The sequence below is a fragment of the Bradyrhizobium sp. BEA-2-5 genome (assembly GCF_032918025.1).
In the GTDB taxonomy this organism is placed as follows: domain Bacteria; phylum Pseudomonadota; class Alphaproteobacteria; order Rhizobiales; family Xanthobacteraceae; genus Bradyrhizobium; species Bradyrhizobium pachyrhizi.
Genome location: NZ_CP136629.1, coordinates 6,592,070 through 6,613,163 on the forward strand (window position 1 = coordinate 6,592,070; position 21,094 = coordinate 6,613,163).

The 21,094-nt window shown below is 56.2% G+C and carries 13 protein-coding genes and 2 pseudogenes; 10 read left to right on the forward strand and 5 right to left on the reverse strand.

Annotated elements, in window-relative coordinates; translation table 11 throughout:
• Nucleotides 1-701 precede the first annotated feature (701 nt).
• From RX327_RS31030 to RX327_RS31060, 7 genes and pseudogenes are all read left to right on the forward strand, one after another.
• Entirely contained in the window at nt 702-1,709 is a 1,008-nt protein-coding gene (locus RX327_RS31030; RefSeq protein ID WP_283088243.1) for a LysR family transcriptional regulator, read from the forward strand.
• Nucleotides 1,710-2,218: 509 nt separating this feature from the next.
• The gene (locus RX327_RS31035) at nt 2,219-2,428 is read left to right on the forward strand and encodes a hypothetical protein (RefSeq protein WP_283088244.1); all 210 of its coding nucleotides are present in this window, start codon (nt 2,219-2,221) and stop codon (nt 2,426-2,428) included.
• 118 nt (nt 2,429-2,546) lie between these two features.
• Nucleotides 2,547-3,260: a MerR family transcriptional regulator gene (locus tag RX327_RS31040; protein ID WP_283088245.1), complete on the forward strand. Its 714-nt coding sequence runs from the start codon at nt 2,547-2,549 to the stop codon at nt 3,258-3,260.
• A gap of 697 nt (nt 3,261-3,957) precedes the next feature.
• Nucleotides 3,958-5,061 (forward strand): histidinol-phosphate transaminase, encoded by a 1,104-nt coding sequence (gene hisC, locus RX327_RS31045; RefSeq protein ID WP_317248072.1) that lies wholly within the window; start codon nt 3,958-3,960, stop codon nt 5,059-5,061.
• Between the two features lie 266 nt (nt 5,062-5,327).
• Nucleotides 5,328-6,356 carry an LLM class flavin-dependent oxidoreductase gene (locus RX327_RS31050; RefSeq protein WP_283088247.1) on the forward strand — a complete coding sequence of 343 codons (1,029 nt, stop codon included), beginning with the start codon at nt 5,328-5,330 and terminating at the stop codon, nt 6,354-6,356.
• Nucleotides 6,357-7,711: 1,355 nt separating this feature from the next.
• Nucleotides 7,712-8,185: a NolY gene (locus RX327_RS31055; protein WP_283088248.1), complete on the forward strand. Its 474-nt coding sequence runs from the start codon at nt 7,712-7,714 to the stop codon at nt 8,183-8,185.
• Nucleotides 8,186-8,542: 357 nt separating this feature from the next.
• Nucleotides 8,543-9,502: pseudogene (locus RX327_RS31060) on the forward strand (IS481 family transposase); the annotation flags it as partial.
• A 3-nt stretch (nt 9,503-9,505) separates the two neighbouring features.
• Here RX327_RS31060 and RX327_RS31065 read toward each other — a convergent pair.
• Nucleotides 9,506-9,667 (reverse strand): annotated as a pseudogene (locus tag RX327_RS31065) (transposase); the annotation flags it as partial.
• A gap of 412 nt (nt 9,668-10,079) precedes the next feature.
• On the opposite strand from RX327_RS31065, the gene RX327_RS31070 reads away from it, so the two are divergent.
• On the forward strand, nt 10,080-10,814 hold the full coding sequence (locus RX327_RS31070; protein ID WP_283088249.1) for an outer membrane protein: 735 nt from the start codon (nt 10,080-10,082) through the stop codon (nt 10,812-10,814).
• Nucleotides 10,815-11,219: 405 nt separating this feature from the next.
• Here RX327_RS31070 and RX327_RS31075 read toward each other — a convergent pair whose 3' ends face one another.
• Both RX327_RS31075 and RX327_RS31080 read right to left on the reverse strand, forming a co-directional pair.
• Nucleotides 11,220-11,945 (reverse strand): LuxR family transcriptional regulator, encoded by a 726-nt coding sequence (locus RX327_RS31075; protein ID WP_283090664.1) that lies wholly within the window; start codon nt 11,943-11,945, stop codon nt 11,220-11,222.
• A gap of 1,244 nt (nt 11,946-13,189) precedes the next feature.
• Entirely contained in the window at nt 13,190-13,936 is a 747-nt protein-coding gene (locus tag RX327_RS31080; RefSeq protein ID WP_283088250.1) for a hypothetical protein, read from the reverse strand.
• A gap of 1,008 nt (nt 13,937-14,944) precedes the next feature.
• Between RX327_RS31080 and hemN the strand changes: the two genes are divergently transcribed.
• Both hemN and RX327_RS31090 read left to right on the forward strand, forming a co-directional pair.
• Nucleotides 14,945-16,279, forward strand: coding sequence for an oxygen-independent coproporphyrinogen III oxidase (hemN, locus tag RX327_RS31085; RefSeq protein ID WP_283088251.1), 1,335 nt, complete (start codon nt 14,945-14,947; stop codon nt 16,277-16,279).
• 1,317 nt (nt 16,280-17,596) lie between these two features.
• On the forward strand, nt 17,597-18,901 hold the full coding sequence (locus tag RX327_RS31090; protein WP_317248073.1) for a carbohydrate porin: 1,305 nt from the start codon (nt 17,597-17,599) through the stop codon (nt 18,899-18,901).
• 332 nt (nt 18,902-19,233) lie between these two features.
• On the opposite strand, the gene RX327_RS31095 is transcribed toward RX327_RS31090, so the two are convergent.
• Both RX327_RS31095 and sctT read right to left on the reverse strand, forming a co-directional pair.
• On the reverse strand, nt 19,234-20,271 hold the full coding sequence (locus RX327_RS31095) for an EscU/YscU/HrcU family type III secretion system export apparatus switch protein (RefSeq protein WP_283088253.1): 1,038 nt from the start codon (nt 20,269-20,271) through the stop codon (nt 19,234-19,236).
• Nucleotides 20,268-21,089 carry a type III secretion system export apparatus subunit SctT gene (gene sctT, locus RX327_RS31100; RefSeq protein WP_317248074.1) on the reverse strand — a complete coding sequence of 274 codons (822 nt, stop codon included), beginning with the start codon at nt 21,087-21,089 and terminating at the stop codon, nt 20,268-20,270. Before sctT ends, RX327_RS31095 begins: the two co-directional genes overlap by 4 nt.
• Nucleotides 21,090-21,094 lie beyond the last annotated feature (5 nt).

Here is a 21,094-nt window from a genome sequence, read left to right on the forward strand (position 1 = left end):
TCTCGTAGCTCTCTTAGCACTCTTACCGAAATAGATTTGTTCGGCTCCTTACCCTGGAGCAGTTCTTATTCCTATGCCCTGGACCGTCTCATGAGCTGCTTGCAGGGCCCAGGCTACATTACGGAAGGCGAGCCGCGATTCGACATTTGTCGCAACGTGCTCGAGTCCCACGTTAAGTGCTGCTCGTGAGTGGCCAGCTCCTCCTCGTTTGCGGCGCTGCGGCCAACGGTCTTTGCGCAGCGTCCGTCATCAATGCCCACGGCAACATCAAGGAAAAGTAGAGTAGGCGTCCGTGCCGCACTGACGCTGCATACCGTTTCGTGACCGGCGCTTTCTAGCGCAACCCGCTTGAACCCGACGTAGCGTCAGGTTGTAGAGTTGCAAACAGCACCCCACAGGAGGGACCGCAGCTCTGCGCGTTCCGGATCGCTCTTGCGATCCTTTGCGCAGGCGTCCGGGCTCGTCGCTAACGATCTCCGAGGTGATTGACGTGGTATGGCAATCCGGTAGTCGGACGCAGCACTGAGCCCTTTGGATCTTTGGCGGTCTCAGGGGCGCGGCAAACCCGCTTGCTGCGATCAATCGCGGGCGCATCCTTCGCGCGATAGGCCAAAACGATTCTGGCACAGCCGCGCGATTGAGACTGTCACAGGCGCTATTGCTGGTTTGCACAGCACAAGCGCACACTTCGAAGAGTGAGTATGCGCTTCAAGGGCCTGGATCTTAATCTTCTCGTTGCACTTGATTCTCTGCTGACCGAGCGGACACTCACCGAGGCCGCCCGTCGAATCAATCTCAGCCAACCCGCCATGAGTGCCGCCGTTTCCCGGTTACGCGCCTACTTCGGGGATGAACTATTTGCGATGAGAGGCCGCAGACTCGTCCCGACATTGCGTGCGGAACGCCTCGCTACGCCTGTTCGCGAGGCTCTGCTGCAGATCCAGCTTTCCATTATCTCGCATTATGAGTTCAACCCGACCGAATCACATCGCCGGTTCGTGATTCGTCTCTCGGATTGCAGTACCCTTGTGTTTTTCCGACGGGTCGTGGCGCGCGTTTCGCGGGATGCTCCCAACGTCAGGCTTGAGCTGCAGCCCCCCGCCGACGATCACGACGAGCTCCTCCGCCGCGGTGAAGCAGATTTTGTCATCTTGCCCGACATATTGATGTCCAGCGCGCATCCTAAGGCGAAGCTATTCGAGGACCGGCTCGTGTGCGTCGGCTGCTGCACAAACAAGCAGCTATCTCGCCGGCTCACATTCGAGAGATATATGTCTATCGGACAGGTCGCAGTTAGGTCTGCGCTTGCGCGAAAGTCCGCGGTCGAAGAATGCTTTTTCGTTGAGCAAGGCCTCAAGCGGCGCATCGATGTTAGCGTGCAGAGCTTCAGTATGATCCCAGCCATGCTATTGGGCACGGACCGTATCGGGATGCTGCCCTTAAGGCTGGTGCGGCATTTTGAGAACACGACACCACTACGTATAGTCGACCTACCGTTCTCACTTCCCGCATTCACCGAAACAATCCAGTGGCCAGCTTTTCACAACAGCGATCCGGCAAGCACATGGATGCGAGAGCTAATCATGCAGGAGGCTTTCTGCATGCCCCCGCCCGACGAGTCCACGCAAGCCTCTGGCGTCTCAAAATTAGGTCAAGTCGTCGCGTCAGCTCCCCCACCTTGTGATCCGATCTCCCTGGATTCTCCATGAGAACCCATTGCTATCTCTTGTAATTGTCGTTTCTCGAACCGCTTATGTTCCAGCCACCTCCTTGGCTTGCGTTGTACTCTCGCCGTCCGGCCCGCGCCTGCGCTCCAGACGCACACAGCAGCTCGTCCCCTTTGACTCTGTTCTCACGCTATTGTGCACACCGCTGCAAATTGCTATCGAGCCGGCCGCGCGAGCAACGGCTCAAGCCGGCAGTTGGACTCGCGGTAGATGTAGAGTCCAGTAATCGACAGCAGAAACAAAGTGCGATCTTCGCTTGGCTCAATCTCTCCCGCGCACCCGTGCCCCGCTAGAGGATTGGCGGTAGCACGGTTAGCTCAGATCTATCGCAGGGCCTGGATCGCGCGCTCCTGTGTTGCCCAACCGCATCACTCGAGCGCGCACGGCATCAGTGACGTTCTGCACCGCCGGTACGTCCCGTTTTGGCCCTACCGCGGCCACACGCCTTGCCCACGCGCGCTCGTCTCGCGCAATGATATCGGGAGCTGAACGTGCAGCGCTACTATGATTTCTTGGGGCCGGAGGATCTTTCGGTATTGGGTAGGATCTTTGATAATGCCGTCACGGCTCTGCCAGCGTCTATGCGCACCCCCGAGAATCGAACGGCAATCGCTAAGCTTGTGCTGATGCGTGCAGGTGCAGGCGAGCCACAATTGGCGTCATTAGTGAGTTTGCTGAACCTGATTTCTCCCGCAGCTTGATCGAAGACGATCCAAAATATCCACCATGCTTGCGCCGGAATGGAAGAAGGTTCAGCTAGCCCCTTGAAATAGCTTGAATCTTACGTGACGTCAGGTTGTAGGCTTTGAATTGAAACACATGACCAAAGCTACACCACGAAGGCGTCGATGGCGCATCGGAGAACTTGCAGATGCTACCGGAGTGACGGTACGCACCCTGCATCACTATGAGCACACGGGTCTGCTTGCTGCGTCGGAGCGCACCGACGGCGGTCACCGGATGTACGATCGTGAAAGCGTACAGCGAGTTCATCAAATTCTAGCGCTGCGTGAGCTTGGCTTCTCCCTTCACGAGATACGTAAGGCCATGGAGGGGCGCACTTCGCTTACGGATCTATTGCGCTCCCATTTGGAGCGGATCGAGCTGCAAGTGACGCGTACGACGCTGCTGCGGGATCGCTTGCGCAACATGACGACCGATGGTGATGTACAGGTGAGCGTAGACGAGTTGCCTGCCACCTTGAATGCCATGTCGAGGGTCGAGAAACGTGCCCAGTCCCATCGATGCACATGCAAGCTAGCCGCCGAGCGAGAGGAGCGATGGCGACGAATCCGCGACGAATTGCGCGATTGCATGGATCGCAGTGAGCATCCCTCCAGCGAGCGCGCGAGAGCCGTAGCGCTAGAAGCGCGCTTGCTGTTCAGTGAAATCGCGGGAGTTGAATCGACCGTCTCGACAATCCTGAAGGTTCTTGCACGGTTGAGCGCCCCTCGGAGCCTGGCGGGCTGGGATCCTAATCTAATGCAATATCTCGATCTCGCGCTTGCCGCGCTGGAGAACCAGTCGCACTGACGCGTGGCCCGCGCGATGCGGGCACGTTCACTCTCGGGTTTTAGAAGCCGCGATCCCTAGACGTCGGCGACACATTCGAGTCGGACTCGCGTGTCGTCATTTGAGAACTTACCGCGCCCTCTTACGGTACGGCCTCTACAATCCACACGCCTTGCGCGTAGTGATTGATCGCTTTGACCGACAAGAAAGCGCTTGAAACGCACGTAGCGTCACATTGTACGGTCCAGCGCAGATAGCCAGTGCTTCCTGGCAACGACACGATGATCCTGTGAAGTTGCCAAGTGGACCTGATTGTCTTGGCTCGCGCGGCGCCCTGCAAAGGATTCTAGGTAATGAGACGCCTTGACAACATAGCAGTTGCGATACTCGCGTTCTTTCTCGCGCTCGCAGTTGTCGCGACGTTGTTGTTGCTGGTGGCGGGGCTCGCGGAACTGTCTAATGCTGACGTGCCAGATTGCCAGCCGATACCGGACGGCAAACTGCTGACACCATCGCGGATCTGGTACCGCGGCTCTCAACCGCCTAAGAGGCTGTGACGGTTCCTCTACTTTTGCAGATTTTGCTCGGAAGAGATTCGACCACCACTTGAAGATCTCGCGTCGTCTAGCCAGTTTGGTTTGCCGTTTTCCTCGCCACAAATGACAGCACTCAATTGCTGTCATTACGGCAGCTCTCGGCGGTCAAGAGGGAGAACACCATGTCGGACGAAAAACTGCAAAACGTGCTTTCTTCTCTTTCTCCGGTGGCGCGCCAGTTAGATGTCCTGCCATCCGGCCCGCCTGCCCCGGACGCGAGCTATGTGAAACTGGATACGAATGAGAATCCATTCCCGTTGCCGCCCATTGTCATGCAAGGCGCGCGCTCGGCTCTTGAGCGGCAGTACCTGTACCCAGAACATGACAACATCAGCTTGAGGGAAGCAGCTGGCTACGCTTATGGCATCGCGACGGATCAGGTGATTGCCGGCAATGGCTCATCCGAACTTCTTGGGCTGCTCTACAGAGCTTTCCTGACCCCGGGAGATCGCGTTGCAATGCTTTCACCCGGCTTTTCATTCAACCGCAAGCTTGCGATGTTGCATGCTGCCGAGCTCGTTGAGATAGAAAGTGCGGAAACCCCTTCCTTACCAATCGAGAAGCTGGTTTCGGGCCCAGCGAAAGACGCCAAATTCGTTCTTTTGGCTAATCCGAACAATCCGACCGGCGCCTACGTTCCGCTCGCCGATGTCGAACGTCTGCTGGCACGATCGGACCGCCTAATCGTCCTAGACGAAGCCTATGTCGACTTTGCACCCGACAATGGCCTACGGCTCCTGAGCCGCTATGCGAATCTTCTGATTCTTCGAACGCTCTCAAAAAGCTATGCTGCCGCCGGCATACGCGTCGGCTTCGGCTTCGGTCATCCCGCGCTTATTGGCAGGTTGCGCAACATCCAGAACGTTTTCAATATGAACGTTATCGGCCACGCAGTTGGCATCAGCATCCTCTCCCATCGCGCAGCTTATGAAGATAACCATCGACACATCAGAGATGAAAGGCAGAGAGTTGCAGCTGAGCTATCTCAGCTCGGCTTTTGCGTACCACCTTCCCACGCGAACTTCGTGCTAGCCCGCGCCCCTGTCGGACAAGATGGCAGTTGGTGGCAAGCGGCTCTGGCGAAGGAGAAGGTTCTCGTCGCCTCCTTCCCCGATAAGAGCCTCGAACGCTGTATCCGTATTAGCATTGGCACTAAAGATCAAATGGATGCGTTTCTGGCGGCGATCAAGGCGATTTCAGCCCGCATAAAGACCCGCAGTTGCTAGCTGCGCGCTTCCCAGCCGCTCAGCAGGAAACTGACATGAGGGCAAGATGATCCCAATGGACTTGCGATGAACAATAGTGCCCCGACTTGAGCTCCGATCCGGGCAACAGAGGTCAGCACTTTGACGATCACCTTTGCGGATCGGCACGGGATCAGGTGCCGAACGATACACCCAGAATAGACATCTAACGGCGATCATATGACAGACGTCGACAACGGCCTGAAGCCGACAGGCCCTTCCCGCGTTCTACAATCGGAGACAATCGAGTGACGAATCGCAAGCCTTCAAAACTGACCTGCGGAATTTTCGATCATCTGGACGACGACGGCCGCGATGCCGCGCGACAGTACGCAGATCGCCTGACCTTGGCAGAAGCGTGCGACTCTCTTGGCTTCTATGCATATCATTTGGCCGAACACCATTGTACGCCGCATGGGAGGGGTCCGTCCCCGAATTTGTTCTTGTCAAGCGTCGCTCAACGCACGCAGCGGCTGCGTATCGGTCCCCTGGTAATGTTGCTTAACCTCTATCACCCGCTGCGAGCATTCGAGGAGCTGTGTATGCTCGACCAATTGAGCGGTGGTAGACTAGAACTCGGCATCGGACGGGGCTCACTGCCGATCGAATTGGGTTATTTCGGCATTAGCGCCAACGATGCTCCAGGACGGTATGAGGAAGCCAGCGAAATCCTCTCGAACGCGATGAAAGACCACACGCTTTCCTACCATGGGCATCATTTTGAGCTGAACGATGTTCCCTTGACGCTAAAGCCGCTTCAGCGTCCAACTCCGCCAACCTGGGTCGCCAGCAATCGGCCCGAATCGGCGGCCTGGGCAGCTACCAACGGCGCGAATCTCGCGTGCATAGGCCCCTCCTCTATCATTCGAAAAACTACTGATGCCTTCCGCGCGCATTTACCCCGCACCCCTAATTCTGATGATCGAGAGCCATTCACCGGATTGCTCCGCATGGTTGTAATTGCGCGTTCTGATGAAGAAGCATATTCGCTGGCGGCAACTGCGTACGAACGATGGCTCGAGAGCTTTATGTTCCTTTATGAGCTCAATACCGTTCCGACCCCACCTAATCTGCCGCTGACTTTCGATGCGGCGCTTGAAAGCGAATTGTGCGTCGTCGGAACGCCCGCTTCCGTCCGACAACATCTTCTTAATCAGATGGAAGAGGCGGGCGCCAACTACCTGCTTTGTCAGCTTGCATTCGGCAATCTTCCGCTGGATGTTTCGGTTTACACCGCAGCCAAACTCCAATCAGAGGTTGTCGCTCGGCTTTGCTGACATCTTTTGACTATTTGAGCTCACTCGATAACAGGCGAGCTTCTTCAGTCCAGGCGTTACGTGCCACGAAGTGGCACGTACACTACCGAGCGAGCAGCCGTTCCTCGTCCCTCATTAGGAGGTCCACAAACTATCTCCGCGAGCCGCTTAGCGCGTCGGCACGCCGCGGAGCCTTGTCAGCGCTTGGCAGGCGCATTCAAAAATGGGCCGTCTTGAGCACCGGGCACGCCCTGTTAATATTTCAGATCCTGCGAGGACTCCGCGGGCATCGCGATAGCAACGACCGACATCTACTAGCTACCTGCTTCGTTCTCTGACGTTGATAATCGCGCACGACGCATCCCGGATGGCCCATTGGCGATCTGGATGTGTCCCATAAAAACAATCGATTGTACCGCTTTTACACGAATACAATACATAATTGCCTGCCCTAGGAGCAGCTTCCCGGACCGTCGCATGACCATGAATTCTCCACCTTGTACGTTTGCATCCGAATTCCCTATGGAACGCCCAGATGCCATTCGCAGCACCTTGGCGTCGTCTCCGAGTCGAAGCGGCTGCTCGCACAGCGACGTTACACGGTTCGTCTCCATACAATCGTTCGCTTGCAAGGTGAATGTCGTTTGCGGTTGAATTCACACCAGAAACTTGATCCGAGCTCCGCAATGTGTTCGTGCTTCTCGTCCCGTTATCAGCGCCACTTGATCACCACTTCCCGCCTTCGCTTGCTCAGCCCCACTGAGCAAGCGAGCACCCCATGAACCTATTTTCCACAACCGGCTCCGCCGCAACGACATGTCATGCGCTGCCTTCGACAATCATTAGACGCACGCAAGCGCTTGATTGCTTGGCGACGTAACGTTCGTCACTTTCCGACGACGTCGTCGAGATGGCCGCTCTGCCGAGCTGGTGCGTCGGCGCCTCCGCAGCAGCGTCGTTCGGCAGGATGTATATCTCTACCGCGCCATGCTTACGTTGCGCCCGCAGCTCCGGCGGACCCGCCATTTTACGGGAAAGGTCGCCTGACGGCACTTCGCTCGACAGTGTCTCAGTCTTTCGTCATGAGCGGCGTTCATCACGATCGTGCGCTCTGCCATAATGTAAAAGCGGATAGTTTTGCCAACCGCGGCAGGCACCGTGGCGCATGGCGGGCGCTCACCGGCACTACGTGCTCGACATCGTTTTTCTCGACACAGAAATCCCGCGCTCGCTCGCTTCCTATGACACCCGATACGTTGGTCCACAACGGGTAACAACAATTGGTCCTCGTGCAACCTGGAGTTTTACCAGACGGGAATGAAGGACCGGCCCGTCATCCGCACCTCGACTGCATTTAGTTAATCTGGAGAGACATCATGAACTTTGATTGTTGCAATTCGCGCGTCGATCACCTCAGACAAAGCATCGGCCGGCAAGTGGAAGCAGTTGCCGGACTAATCTGCGAGGACAAGAACGCGTTCGACGCGATGCAGTTGCTCAACAAACTGACAAGTGCACTTGTTGCAGCAGAACAGGACCAGGATCAGTTAGACAAGACGACTACCCGCCGCGAGGCTGACGGAGGGCGGAGTATCCCGTCACGAGCGGGGCACAGTGCGATTTACTATCCAGAAGACCTTGAGGTTTTGGGAACACTTTTTGACCGAGCAATCGCTGCCCTACCAGCAGCCATGCAAACTACTGCTAATCGGATTACTCTCGCAAAGTTCATTCTAGCACATGCAGTAGTCATTGAGGGGCGAATAGCTGTCTTAGATGCGGTCGATGACGCTCTTTGTTTCTGTCAATTGATCAAAGAGAGCGCCAGTTCACGCTTATGCTCTGCATAGATAAATACAAGGCACTCCGCCTGGCATTGCTCAAAGCGCTCTCTTCCAATTTGCCAGCCGAGTTGATGCACGCCGCTGCTGGCTCGCCTCCAGTTTCACGGCGCGAAATGACGTTGGCCTTGCCAGCCAAGACCTTAGGTACGTTACCCGATTGCTATTCACCCGCTAGTAGGCACCGCACGGCCGAGAGGACGCAACTGCATCCTCCACTGTCTGACAACGATCAGGGCAATGCACCGCTTGTCCGTTTGATCAGTACCTGCTTCGACGCTACCCGATCTCGATACGAACGCGCTCTAGGTGTTTAGTCCCAGGCTTTGATGGTGCATTCTTATCGCACGATTCGAAGGATGCGCTATGGGACAAGTTTTACACGGCTGCGCCACCACGACGGAGGCGGTCCGTCGAGCAATACAAAATAGTCAAGAGAGCCTGAGAGCGCTCGCCAAGCGCTACGGGATCAACCAGAAGACTGTCGCCAAGTGGAAGGAGCGCGAGACTGTCGCCGATATCCCGACAGGTCCCAGGGAAGCCAAATCGACAGTGCTTTCCATCGAGGAGGAGGCAGTCATCGTCGCTTTCCGACGGCATACGCTACTGCCGCTTGACGATTGCCTCTATGCACTGCAGCCGACCATCCCGCATCTGACGCGATCATCTCTGCATCGCTGCCTCCAGCGCCACGGCATCAGCCGATTGCCGGAGGTCGAAGGCAGCAAGCCTTCGAAGAAAAAGTTCAAGGCTTATCCGATCGGCTATTTCCACATCGACATCGCTGAGCTCCAGACCGCTGAAGGCAAGCTCTACCTCTATGTCGCTATCGATCGCACCAGCAAGTTCGCCTTCGTACAACTGGTCAGAAAGACGGGAAGAACCTCAGCCTCGGCCTTCCTCGAAGCTCTGATTGTGGCCGTCCCCTACAAGATCCACACGGTTCTCACCGACAATGGGATTCAGTTCACTTTCCCGCCGCGTTACGCGGATGGTCCGACGGCAAGATACGTGACGCATATGTTTGATATGCGATGCGAGGAAAACGGCATCGAACATCGGCTGACCAAGATCAAGCATCCCTGGACCAATGGCCAAGTCGAGCGCATAAACCGCACGATCAAGGAAGCGACCGTTCAACGCCACCAGCACGATCGACATGATCAGCTCGAAGCTCACTTTGCCGACTTCATCACCGCCTACAATTACGCTCGGCGGCTGAAGACCCTGAAGGGCCTTACACCCTACGAATACATCTGCAAATGCTGGACTTCCCAGCCAGAACGATTCAAACTCAACCCGCTCCAGAAAATGCCGGGACTAAACAGCCTCCGGAAGATCACGCCAGGGAGAGCCCGTGCGAACGATCCAGAGCACCCCTTCCACGAACATCCGGTTGTCGCGTCCGGTCGAACCTTTCTGGTCGGGCCGGCCAATGATGAGCGGCGCCATGCGCTCCCAAGCCGCGTCGCTCAACACCAAACGATCCATCACACCCGAGTGCCGCCTCCCAAAAGAAGCCTTGAATCTGATTTGGCCTCAAAAGGGAATCCCTAGAACTGCCGCTTACGGACAACCTGCTCATGCTTCCTTCCGTCTAGAATCGTCCTTATAGACCGAGCCTGCCGCTCTTCGTTATTTACAAGCGAGCGCGTGAGACGATCCATTGCTCTGCGATAACTCTGCTAGGCACGGCCGTTCTGATAGCGCGATTTGATCTCAACACCTTCAACACGCACTGTGAACGCCCAGCGTTTCATCCGAATATCCTGATTACACAACCTCCCGCTACGTGAGATTGAGGCAATTTCTCGCGCTGACATGTTGTGTTGGAGTTACAGCAATTCACAGTGATGTTGCTAATACGCAAATCGCCGGGGCAATGGAAAGGAACGATACTCGAATGAAGAATTTGCTGCTTTTGACTGCAAGCATCATCGCGCTTAACGCGGCGGCGCCCGCGTTCGGCGCGGATCTCGCCGCGCAGCCGGTCTTCACCAAAGCGAAACCGCCGCTAGTGCTGCCTCCAGCGATCTATGACTGGACCGGCCTCTATCTTGGCATCAATGGTGGATGGGCGTCGAGCAACAATTGCTGGGACCTCTCTGCAATCACCCCCGAAGGCTGCCATGATGCGAGCGGCGCCACCGTCGGCGGTCAGGTGGGTTATCGTTGGCAGATATTCAATGTAGTCTACGGCGTCGAGGCTCAAGGCAACTGGGCTAACTTCAGCGGCTCCAATGTCAGCGCCGCCGTCGTGCCGACAGTCAGCAATCGTACCAGAATCGATGCGTTCGGATTGTTCACGGGCCAGATCGGTTACGCGTTCAACAACGTGCTGCTTTTCGCCAAAGGCGGCGCTGCGGTGACCAGCAACAGCTATCGGATCAGCTTGGTGGCCACCGGCTCTGAGTTTGCGAGAAGCGACAATCTTCGTTGGGGTGGCGCGCTTGGAGCTGGTCTCGAGGTCGGTTTTGCGCCAAGCTGGTCGTTTGGCGTCGAGTACGACCACCTTTTTATGCAGGACAATGATATCATCTTCCCCGCGACCGGTGGGTCCGGCGATCGCATCCGCCAGGACGTTGATCTTGTCACTGTTCGGCTCAACTACAAGTTCGGTCCGGGTTTCACCAGATAGCGACATCGGCCCACATCGCGTCGCGAACCGAGAGCCCCGACCTTCGGCCGGGGTTCTTTCTTCAGATAATCTCCTATGCGGCACTGACACGCTCGGCTGGGCTTCCAAGAGCCTACATTTCGTACCGCGCAAAACCTGCTTTGTGGGCGTTCCCCATCTCGGCTGGCCATCACGAGGTACTCGTCAGCGCCGTGTGCCAACTGAAAGCCGAGCCCCTATTGTGTAGTGGGAAGATGATTATTCATGGTCGCAGACGACGCGCTGCGCCTGCAACGACGAGCCTGACCGGGTCTCTATTTGCGAGGTCGAATTTCGTCGAACGATGATGATCACAATTTTCCCGCTCGATACCATCATCATTCAGCGCCGCCACTTGGCAATCCAACTCAACGTCATTGCGGAGATTCAGATGAGATCGAGCCGAATCGTCATAACGATAGCCTGGACCCGACTGGTCGCGCCCAACTTTCGCATTGCGTTCTTGAGATGAAAGTTCACCGTATTCTCGCTGATTTGCAGTATAACGCCAATTTCCCACGACGATTTTCCTTCCGCAACCCATCGCATGCAATCTAGCTCCCGCTCCGATAGCGTCACTTTCCTGTTGCAGCTACTCTCGGAGGGACGCGATATCTCCACACACGCGGTGTGAAAGTTCCAGGCCAGTGCGTGGAGATGACTTATACGGTGCTGAGGATCAGCATCATCGAACCGAGATGCAAATGATACCACCGATAGTCGACCCAAGGGTCCAAACAAGGGCACGCTCATGCCGTGTTTCAGACCCGCCTCTCTGGCCTCTGTGAGCACTCGCCGTTCGTCCGGCTGTAGTTGATATTGCTTGGGGAGTTGGTCCCACAGAAACGGCCGCGAAAGCATTGGTGCGCGCCGGACCACGGGATCGATTGTGTAGTATTTGCGCTCAAAGTATCGATCGCACCAATCCGGCGGCCAGTTCACTGCTACTGTGGGTGGTGGATACTCCGGTAGGCGAAGCGGCTCCACAAAATTGAGAGCCCCGTAGGCAACCTCACTAAAGCCCTCCTCGGTCGCGCAATTCACAAGAAGCTGGAACAACGCTCTAAGGGACTGCGTTTGATTTGCGCATTCTGTGAAGCTAAAGATATCCATTTTAGGCGCGACGGGATCCCGGTCCAAAAGACGACCGGTGTTGCGCTGTCCGATTGAGTTCGTTTCGGGTGGAGCTAGCTTCCAATCCATCATCTGAACTCTTGGCTTCGCTTTTCGTATATGAACGCTCGCGGGCTAAAGCGAATGCTCTTCCCGAACTGCTTGGTCTGCGCGAATGGGCCGCTAGTCGCGGGCGGGTCGATTAAACAGCGGGCCGGCCCCGGTCGACCTCGGGCAAAGGCTGACCGGCGCGGCACGACCGCCGCGCGGACATCATTTCGTCCTCCACCTGGCTCGCCGATGATGCGACCGGCAAGGACGCTGTTGTCGGCCCAATCAAACCTCGGCGCGTTCTCCTCCGCCTTGATGGCGACCATCAGGTCTGCACCTTCCATCCCGAGCTGTATCGTGGCCGCAAACACTGGCAATGACCACAATCCATATGTCCGGTCAGCCGCTCGGATCTGATCCTACCTTTCTGCAAAGGTTGGCAGCCGCAGCCTCCTCGGATCCGAGCAAGTGCAAGGTGGCATGCGTTCGAAGACTTGACTGTCCGGGGCATAAGCGAGATCGCTCTTCGTGAAAGCGGGCTCCGCTTGGAACGAACGCTCGTCGCTTCGCGATGCCGAACGCAGCGCGATCCCCGGTATGGCGCTTCTGCGAATTAGGTGAGGTGCAGCGCGCCAACCAGTTCCTCCATACTGAGCTCGACCCGAGCGCTAAAAAGGCTGACGTTGCGGTCGCAAGCGAAAATGACATCGGATGGGCCATATTCGTTTTCGCATTCACATCACCACCAGTACGCAGCTGGTCGGGTTCCTGCCAGCGGATTGCGCTGTGCCTGGAGACGATCGGCAGGTCGCTCCATAGCCTCGTGCGGATCAGGGATCGCCTCTCACGCGCATAAGCAGGCTGGACAAGGACATCACCCGGACACGCAAAACATCCCAATACCTGCGTGGTGCATAGAACACTTTGCATGCTCATCTCCAGTAGGAGAGGACCTCGGATGGAAACAGCAAGTGTCGTACCAGTTGGCGCGCTCAGGAAAAACGCGTTTTGCGGCAATAGCTTGAGAGGATTAGGGGGATTGCTCGCATCACATGCATTGGAGCAATCGCGACATCGGGATGGAATGCGACATTACCAGTGACTTCGTTGATCAATTGAGCGCGACTTGACAACGTAGCAGCCGAACGACACCGGTCGGCGCCGGGCTAGCGCACTCCGCAGGTGGGTCGCTATCAATTTGGCCGCCGGTTGCTTTCGTCTTGCTCTGCCGCGGAGAGCGGCTTGGCAACATTTCTAAGGATCGTGGCGCGGCAGTTGGCGAGCAACTCCTTCGTGTACGCCGTGCCAAAATAATCCAGCACGAAAGTGCCAGTATAAGTCGTATCGTCTGTAATGCAGCTGATCAGGCTCTCGAGGATTGGCCCAACTTCGCTGACGCGATTGCAGTACCGGGCGCGAATTACATTAACGGCATTCATTGAGTGAACTGCTTCGTCGGCAATCACCTCCCTGAGCCAAAGCAGAAAACGACTGCTCCCAAGTCCGGCATAAAATTCCCTCTCCGCAGCATAGGCGCGGCAGGTACACATTTCATCAAACGCGATCATAACGATGAGCGAGAATTCATCCTCCAAGAACTCGCTGATTGCGCTAAAATCATGCGTTCGCGCGTCCAATCTTTTTCGAAGATCCGGTTCGGATCCGCCAGCGACGAGTTCCATGATTTGGATGAAACCGTCGGTATGGCGTTCTTCGTCAGCAGCCCAGGCATTGAAGAACGCCTTCGCTTCGTCGGTTTTGATCAAGTTACGGATGCACAGCTCCTTCTTTAAATGCCTTGCGTCGTATTCCGTATACAACTCAGGCCACAATCTGTCCCTACGTGCCCGCACAACCGATGCGTTAGCGGTAAACATCGCCGGCGTCAGAGCATTGAACAGTTCTTTTGGACTCCAATGCCGTCGAACCGGCGTGTTCATTCGACTACCCTGAGAACTACGAAAGGCGTGAGCGATCCGGCAGACGCATTTGGCGCCCGATGCTCGAACCGCATACTTACGGCGCGCGGAGTATGCTGTCGCCCCCTTGTTTTGGGGGGATACACTTTTTGGCGATATTCCTTCAACCCTAAGTGATCGGTTCGACGTCAACAGAAGCGATTAACTCGATCACCAAGGCGCCCCGACGCACTTTGCCGGGATGGAAGTGCGCCGGGTCGTCCCAACCATCATCAGTACATCCGTGATGATGATGGTTGGAATGAAACAACCAGCGTGGCGGAATTGAGGCTCGTCGCTCCTTTGATCTTCCAGTCCGAATATTTCGTGTGCGGTCGTCAAAACGAGCTTGAATCAGACGTAACGTCAGGTTGCACGACGGTACGTGTCGTGCGGGCCGCACAATTCGGTGCCTGAAGACCTGTGATGATTGTCCGTTGAATCAAAGAGCCAGTCCAAAAGGCAGACAATTGTTGCTCTACTTGCGGATCATTCAACCCGATTTCTGCAATCTGCTCGCCGACCGGTCGAAGTCTAGGCCTATCGTCAGCCGCTTCTAAGTCGAGGGACGAGATAATCTAAACGCCTAGCGGTTTGTTCGCAAAGGGCGGCATCGGTACTGATGGAATACCCGGCTTCGGGTCCGGCGTCCGCAGCGAAAGCTTACAACAGAGTTCTCGATCATCATGATTATCATCTTCTCGCGCTAGGCATATCAAAAAAGTCGTTGACCTCTTCCTACACACGGCAGAGCCAGACCAACCGGGTCAAAAACCTCGCGCAGCTTAACCGTTTGATAAATGCAGCTTTAGACGGCGTCCTTTCTCGGACGCTATCGATTCTGACGGCACACGAAAACGATATCGGCCACCTTAGCAAGTTCGACGGAACGGCGGATTTCTCGGCTAACGCGGACCAATTGACATAGCGCAATGACACAGGCGAGCGCAGCCGTCAGCGTCATGCTGGTAAAGCCATGGGGCGGCGCCGTTGCAGATCTCATTCCTGAAAAAGTATTACGACGCCCACCTGCCTTGGTACACCATCTATCCAACTGTACCGGAATTCTCCGCGGTTGTCGGCGCCGAGACTTGTGAGAAATGGCTGAGGAGCTTACCGGCCGACGGCGCTGTGTCGCTCTATCTCCATATTCCGTTCTGTCGCTCAATGTGCTGGTATTGCGGCTTCCCTACGACTTTCACTCGCCGGAATGCGCCAATGTTCGATTATTTGGCGGTGCTGCGTGACGAGATTCGTTTGGTAGCGGAGCAAGTACCGCAAAGTCTGCCTGTGAGTGACGTACATTTTGGAGGTGGCACGCCGACGCTCATCGAGCCTGAGGAGTTCCTGGCCCTGATGGACGTTTTGCGTCTTCGCTTTGCATTTAGGAAAACGGCTACGATCGCAGTCGAGATCGATCCGCGCACGTTTACGATGGAGATGGCCGAAGCCTTGGGAGAAGCCGGCGTGTACCGCGCAAGCCTCGGCGTGCAAAGCTTCGATCCCATCGTTCAAAAGGCGATTAACCGCGTCCAGAGTGAGGCGCAGACCGCAGCCGCCGTCGAAAATCTACGCCAGCATGGAATAGACCGTATCAACTTCGACCTCATCTTCGGCCTCCCTCATCAGACGGTGCAGTCCTGTGTCCAGTCGGCGACGACGGCCGTAGCCATGCGCCCCGACCGGCTTGCGGTTTTCGGCTATGCGCACGTTCCTTCGTATATGAAACGTCAGCGCCTGATAGATGAGGCGGCGCTACCGGATTACGCGACCCGTGCCGAACAGGCAGCGGCCGTGGCCGATACGCTGGTCGCCGCCGGCTACCACCCAATCGGGCTCGACCATTTCGCCTTGCCACACGACGAGCTCTCGCTAGCGCAGAAAACTGGTCGCCTGCGGCGCAACTCCTTGGGCTATTCAGCCGACAGCTGTAGCACCGTGATCCCGTTGGGCACGTCGGCCATCGGCCGTCTCGGTGACGGCTATGTCCAGAACGAAGTTGTAAGAGGGTCCTACAAGGAGCGCATTAGAACCGGCCGTTTGGCGACGTCAAAGGGATATCGTCTCACTAACGAAGACCGCGTCCGGGCTGCAATCATCGAGCGGCTGATGTGCGATTTGGAAGCCGACGTGTCGGCGATCTGTACCGCCCACGGTTTCGATCCGCTCTCTATTCTCGATTCAGCTGAACGATTGGCGATGCTCGCCGAGGACGGGATCGTTCACATACAGAACGGCTCTATCCGCGTGAGGCAGGAGCACCGCTTCATGATTCGCACCGTTGCGGCTGCATTTGACGCCTATCTCGACCGCAAACCTTATTAGCGCCCGCAATCGGCCTTAAAAGATTCAAAAGCATCACCGCCTGTCGCGAGCCGATAATCGCGGGAGGCCAGGCGGCTCGATTTGTAGAAATGGTTCTGCGAACCCGGATTGCCGTCGGCTAGCGCAATGATGGCGACGACCTTAGCGAAGTCTTATTGCGAACACCAACGCCACCGTAAGATTTGGGTACCGTAACCGAAAGCCGCTTGCGAAAGCGGCCTATCCGTTGAATGGCAACGTTAGGCGCAGGACTGCCCCAAAGACGTCACCTGGCTCGTCAGCCTTCGGTCCAATGAGTGCGTGCCCCCAACGGAAACCGCCCCGGCTGGTTCGGCAGGCCGCTGTCTTGGCGGGATTCGAGACGGCGCGGAGTTGGGGTGAAGGAGAAGCCGGAAGAGGAGAAGCTGAGGGTACCTGCGACAAGTCTATTCGTAAAGTCAGAGCGGCGATTGGTCCGAGGGTCGCTTCAAGTCGGCTCCCTGAGCATCGAAACTGCGATTTAGTTCTGCGATCTGATCGCTCGCCTTCTGTTGTCCCGATTGAACCTCAGACAGCCTAGTCAACTACCAACCCTAGCAATTGATTGAGATGAAGGAGGCGTGGCAATCGTCGCCAACGAACGTCGCGCGGCTCAAATGTCAAGGAATTCGGGATGAACGATAGATCCGGCTGCGCCACTGGACCTGATGCATGTGCAAGCTCGTCACCTGCGACGGCAGGTCTGCCTCCACCGCGACCTCGCCTTTCTCACGGAAGTCCATGATGCTCTTTCGGTCCCGCCCACTGACCGTGCCGACTTCAAAGCTGTCTAGGGCCACTGTCCGACACATAAACGCCGACGACGTCGCGGTGCGCCCGTTGGTGAGGAGACCCGACAACGCCTGAGCGGATCTTGCTGGGATAGAACGGCCGTTGCGCATCGTGACGGTAGCCACCCTCGGACGTCAAAGATCAAGGTCAGTTGTAATCAGGCCGGAGCGCAATCCGCCAAGGCCCGCAAATACGGTGGCAGAGTTCACTATGCATGCTCGCTCTGTTGTGGCGGTTCCGATCCAGATATGCTCGATCGCAGCGCGCGTTTCAATCCATCGATCAGCTCCAAAGCGAGGAGGGCTTTTGGTCGCTCTTTCGCTCGCAGCGAGTCTCGCAAGCAATTCGACGCCGGTACAAGCGAACAACCTGCTCATCCCGAGAAACGACACTGCGGATAGGGATGTCAAAAGAGGCCCAAAGGATCCGGCCCTGACACTTCAACGCAGCCAACCCAAACAACCAATGTGTGCTTCCGGCCCTTCTGCCCTCGGAAGCATTTCCAGCATGCTTCCGACCAAGTGCAACGGTGCGAATGCAGCTGCAACGAACAGAACTCAAAAAGCTATCGACCCATTCGCAAAGTTTGAAAATCTTCGCGAGAAAGGTATGTGGCTCAATATACCTGGTCCTGCCGACACGATAGATCAGGACAAAGATGGTATTAGATCCGCGCTTGCGGACGTCGGAATCGGTTACGTTGGCGGCACAGTAAACAGCCTCGTCAATAATCAACTACCAGGCGCAGCCAGAACCAGCATCGCCAATCAACTATACATGGGACAGAATCCGACATTCGGTTCAGTGAATTTCATGATCGCCACCTACGATCTCAGTCGCTTTGGAATTCCAGATGGTCAGCTTATCGTGGGCGCTCTCCAGCAATATTGGACATGGAAATCAGCGGGGCCCGATAGGCTTGGCATCAATACAATCGCTTACTACCAGACCTTCTTCGACGGAAAACTCGAACTCAAAGTGGGTTATCTCAGAAATCAGAACGAATTCGCGGGCACGGTGGTGGGAGGCAACGCAAGCGCGAGTGTTTTGGGGCCCTCATCAAATATCCTATTTCAAGCCGGGATGAGCAACAACGCAGCGCCCACGCCAGCTCTCAACCTGAAGCTCAACATCGATGATCACGTATATAACAAGGTCTCAATCCAGCGCGCACTCAGCCCAGATGGTCAGTATGCGCAGATAACCGAAAACCCGACCGGCCTGGACTGGAGCACGGCCAATGCGGGTGTTCTTTGGCTCGATGAGATTGGCTACAAGAGCAAAGCTGCTCCGGGCTCACCCGAGACTTGGTTGCGAGCCGGTATCGGCTTCAACAATAGCAGCTACACAAATATGCAATATCCAACGCAGCCGCGAACCAATGCGAACAGCGTCTACTACGTCGCTACTGACCGACAGATCTGGCAATCTGACCTTAATAGTGCGCCATCACGTGGCATCTATGGTGGGTTCTCTGTCATGTATGCTCCCCCCGACCGGAATCGAGTCAGTCAGTATTACGAGGCACGTCTCTATGCGAAAGGTCTGTTTGACGGCCGGCCAGGCGATCAGATTGCCATCGTTGCCACGAAAACCACCTGGAGCAACTTTGCAGTAGATGCAGCCTTAGCTAAAGGGCATCTCGTGCACCGCGACAGCACAGCAATCTCGGGAACCTACACGGCGCATTTGGCACCAGGGATATACGCAAGCGTCGGAGTGACATACATCAACAACCCAACAAGCATTATACACACGCGCGAAACAGGACATGCTCTGAATTTATTGGTATCTACATCGATCTTCTTCTAAGTCCCTACAGGCCGACCCGAGTCTACGCTTGGTAGCCTGCGCAGACCTTTAGCGTGAGGGTTTTATGGCCAATTCTTCAGGATCGTTTTTCGTGTTCGTCGGCCCATCAAAATATAGCAGATCCATACACGAACGTTCTGCCGATGGGTTGTCAATCGCGCTCGTCGACACTAACGAGTCTGCACGTAGATTACCACGACTGCTCGAGAGGGTAACAACAGCGACTTGCGCACAGCTAACAACAAGGCGTCGACAGATTCCACGTCAGCCGGCACCCAGGCCGTGCAGATAGCGAACCTTCACCCGAAATGCGACGCCATTCACAACGCGCACTAGACTAGGCCGGCCGCAATGAGTGCTCTTGCGACGATCTCGAAATACTGGGCAGGAATCGGGTTACCAAGCTTGGCGTTGTGGATTAGCTCACTGACTAACATGTGGTCATCGGCAATACTGAGCCCAAGTGCCCGCGCCTCATCAGAGAGTCTCGAAGCCGCTTCGCGCTCGCCGCGGCAAACCAGGACCGGCACAGCGGTTTCGCCACGGACGTAGCGTACTCCGACCAGCATCTCCCGCCCAGTCAAGATCAACGTTGCGCGACGCACGCCGAGCGGAGACTCATTCGCCTGCTCCCGGCGCAGACGACGGTGTTCCCGTTTCAGCTCCGGATTGCCCTGCTGCTCCTTGAACTCGCGCTTCACTTCGCTTTGTGTCATGCGCATGCCGCGCAAAAACAACCAGCGCTGGACGAGGAGATCGATCAGTCCGCCAATCAGAAACGCACCGCAGGCAATCCCGATCAACAGTTTCACTTCCATGAAGACGAAGCCGAAGCAGCCCATGCCGCAGACCGGCAGATAGACCAGCGCCTTCCACGCGCCGACAACGATGAGGAGAAAGATCACGCCGAGGGCAATGACCTTGAAGACGGTCTTCCCAAGCTCAACTAAGGAGCGCAAGGAAGCGACGCGCTTCAACCCTTTTATGGGATCAATGTTCTCGAAATTCAGCTTTACCGGCTCGAAGGAGAAGACTATTCCACCATTCGCCAGTACTGCCGCCAGAGTCGCTCCGGCGAGAATAGTTCCGAGAAGCGGACCAACAATTCGCAGAGCAAGTTCGGGCAAGACGCCGAGCGCCAGCCGGACCGCAACATCGAACGGCTCCTCCAGCAGCTTGTCAGCCAGCACTAGCGCTGCTTCGCACCTATCCTGGATTGAACCGGCCTCCAACCAGAGATAGCCGAGACCGGCGCAGCTGCTGACGGCTCTAACAAAATCGCTGCTGTGCGGAACCACTCCCTTCTTGCGCGCATCGTTGAGCTTCTTGTCAGTGGGGGCGAGCGTTTTCTCTTCGCTCGTGTCGCTCACTTCAGTTGCCTTTCAAACCTCTCCAACTCGCCGCCGGACTGGATGAATTCCGATTGCATGTATTCGATCAGATAAACCGCATAGGTGACCATGACGATCGCAAAGCCGATATTTTTGATCGTCAAAGACAGATCCTTGTTGTTGAATTGCGGTGCAAAGCGTTGGAGCAGCATCGCTGATATATCGATCAGTAGCAGGAAAACCACCACGGGCCCCGCGATCAGGACGGTGCCACGTATCATACCGTCGAGCATGCCCAGCAGCTCCCCTATCCCTTGCACGGTCAGCGTGGGTCGAAACTGATACACTGGCAAGACCAGATAGCTGCCATAAAGTCCGCTGATCATGGTCTGTAGGCCTCCGGATACGACGAAAATCGTGATCGCGGTGATACCAAGAAACAGTCCTGTCGCCGAAGCCTGACTGTGCGTCGCGGGATCAGCGGGAGCGACCACGCTGGTGACGCCTCGTTGGACGTCGATGATCTCCCCGACAGCTTGGATGGTCCATAACGGAATGCTGAGCACGGCGCCGATCAGTAGACCGACACACGTCTCCTTCAATCCCAGTAGCGTGATCCTGATCAGATGCGTTTCTGGGTCCAGCGTCTTCAGGCCATCGCCGATTTGCCCCAAATACGGTAGCTCGATCGCAACGGCCAGGCAGCCGCGGATCAGCCTGCCGATCTGCGCGCGCGTAAATACGGGGAGAACGAGCATGATGCCAGCGGGTCGGGCTGCACCAAGGCCGGCAGCAACGACGAGTTCGATGGCCGCATGGATCAGACTTTGAGTCTCGGTGGTTGACAGCTCAGACATCGCGA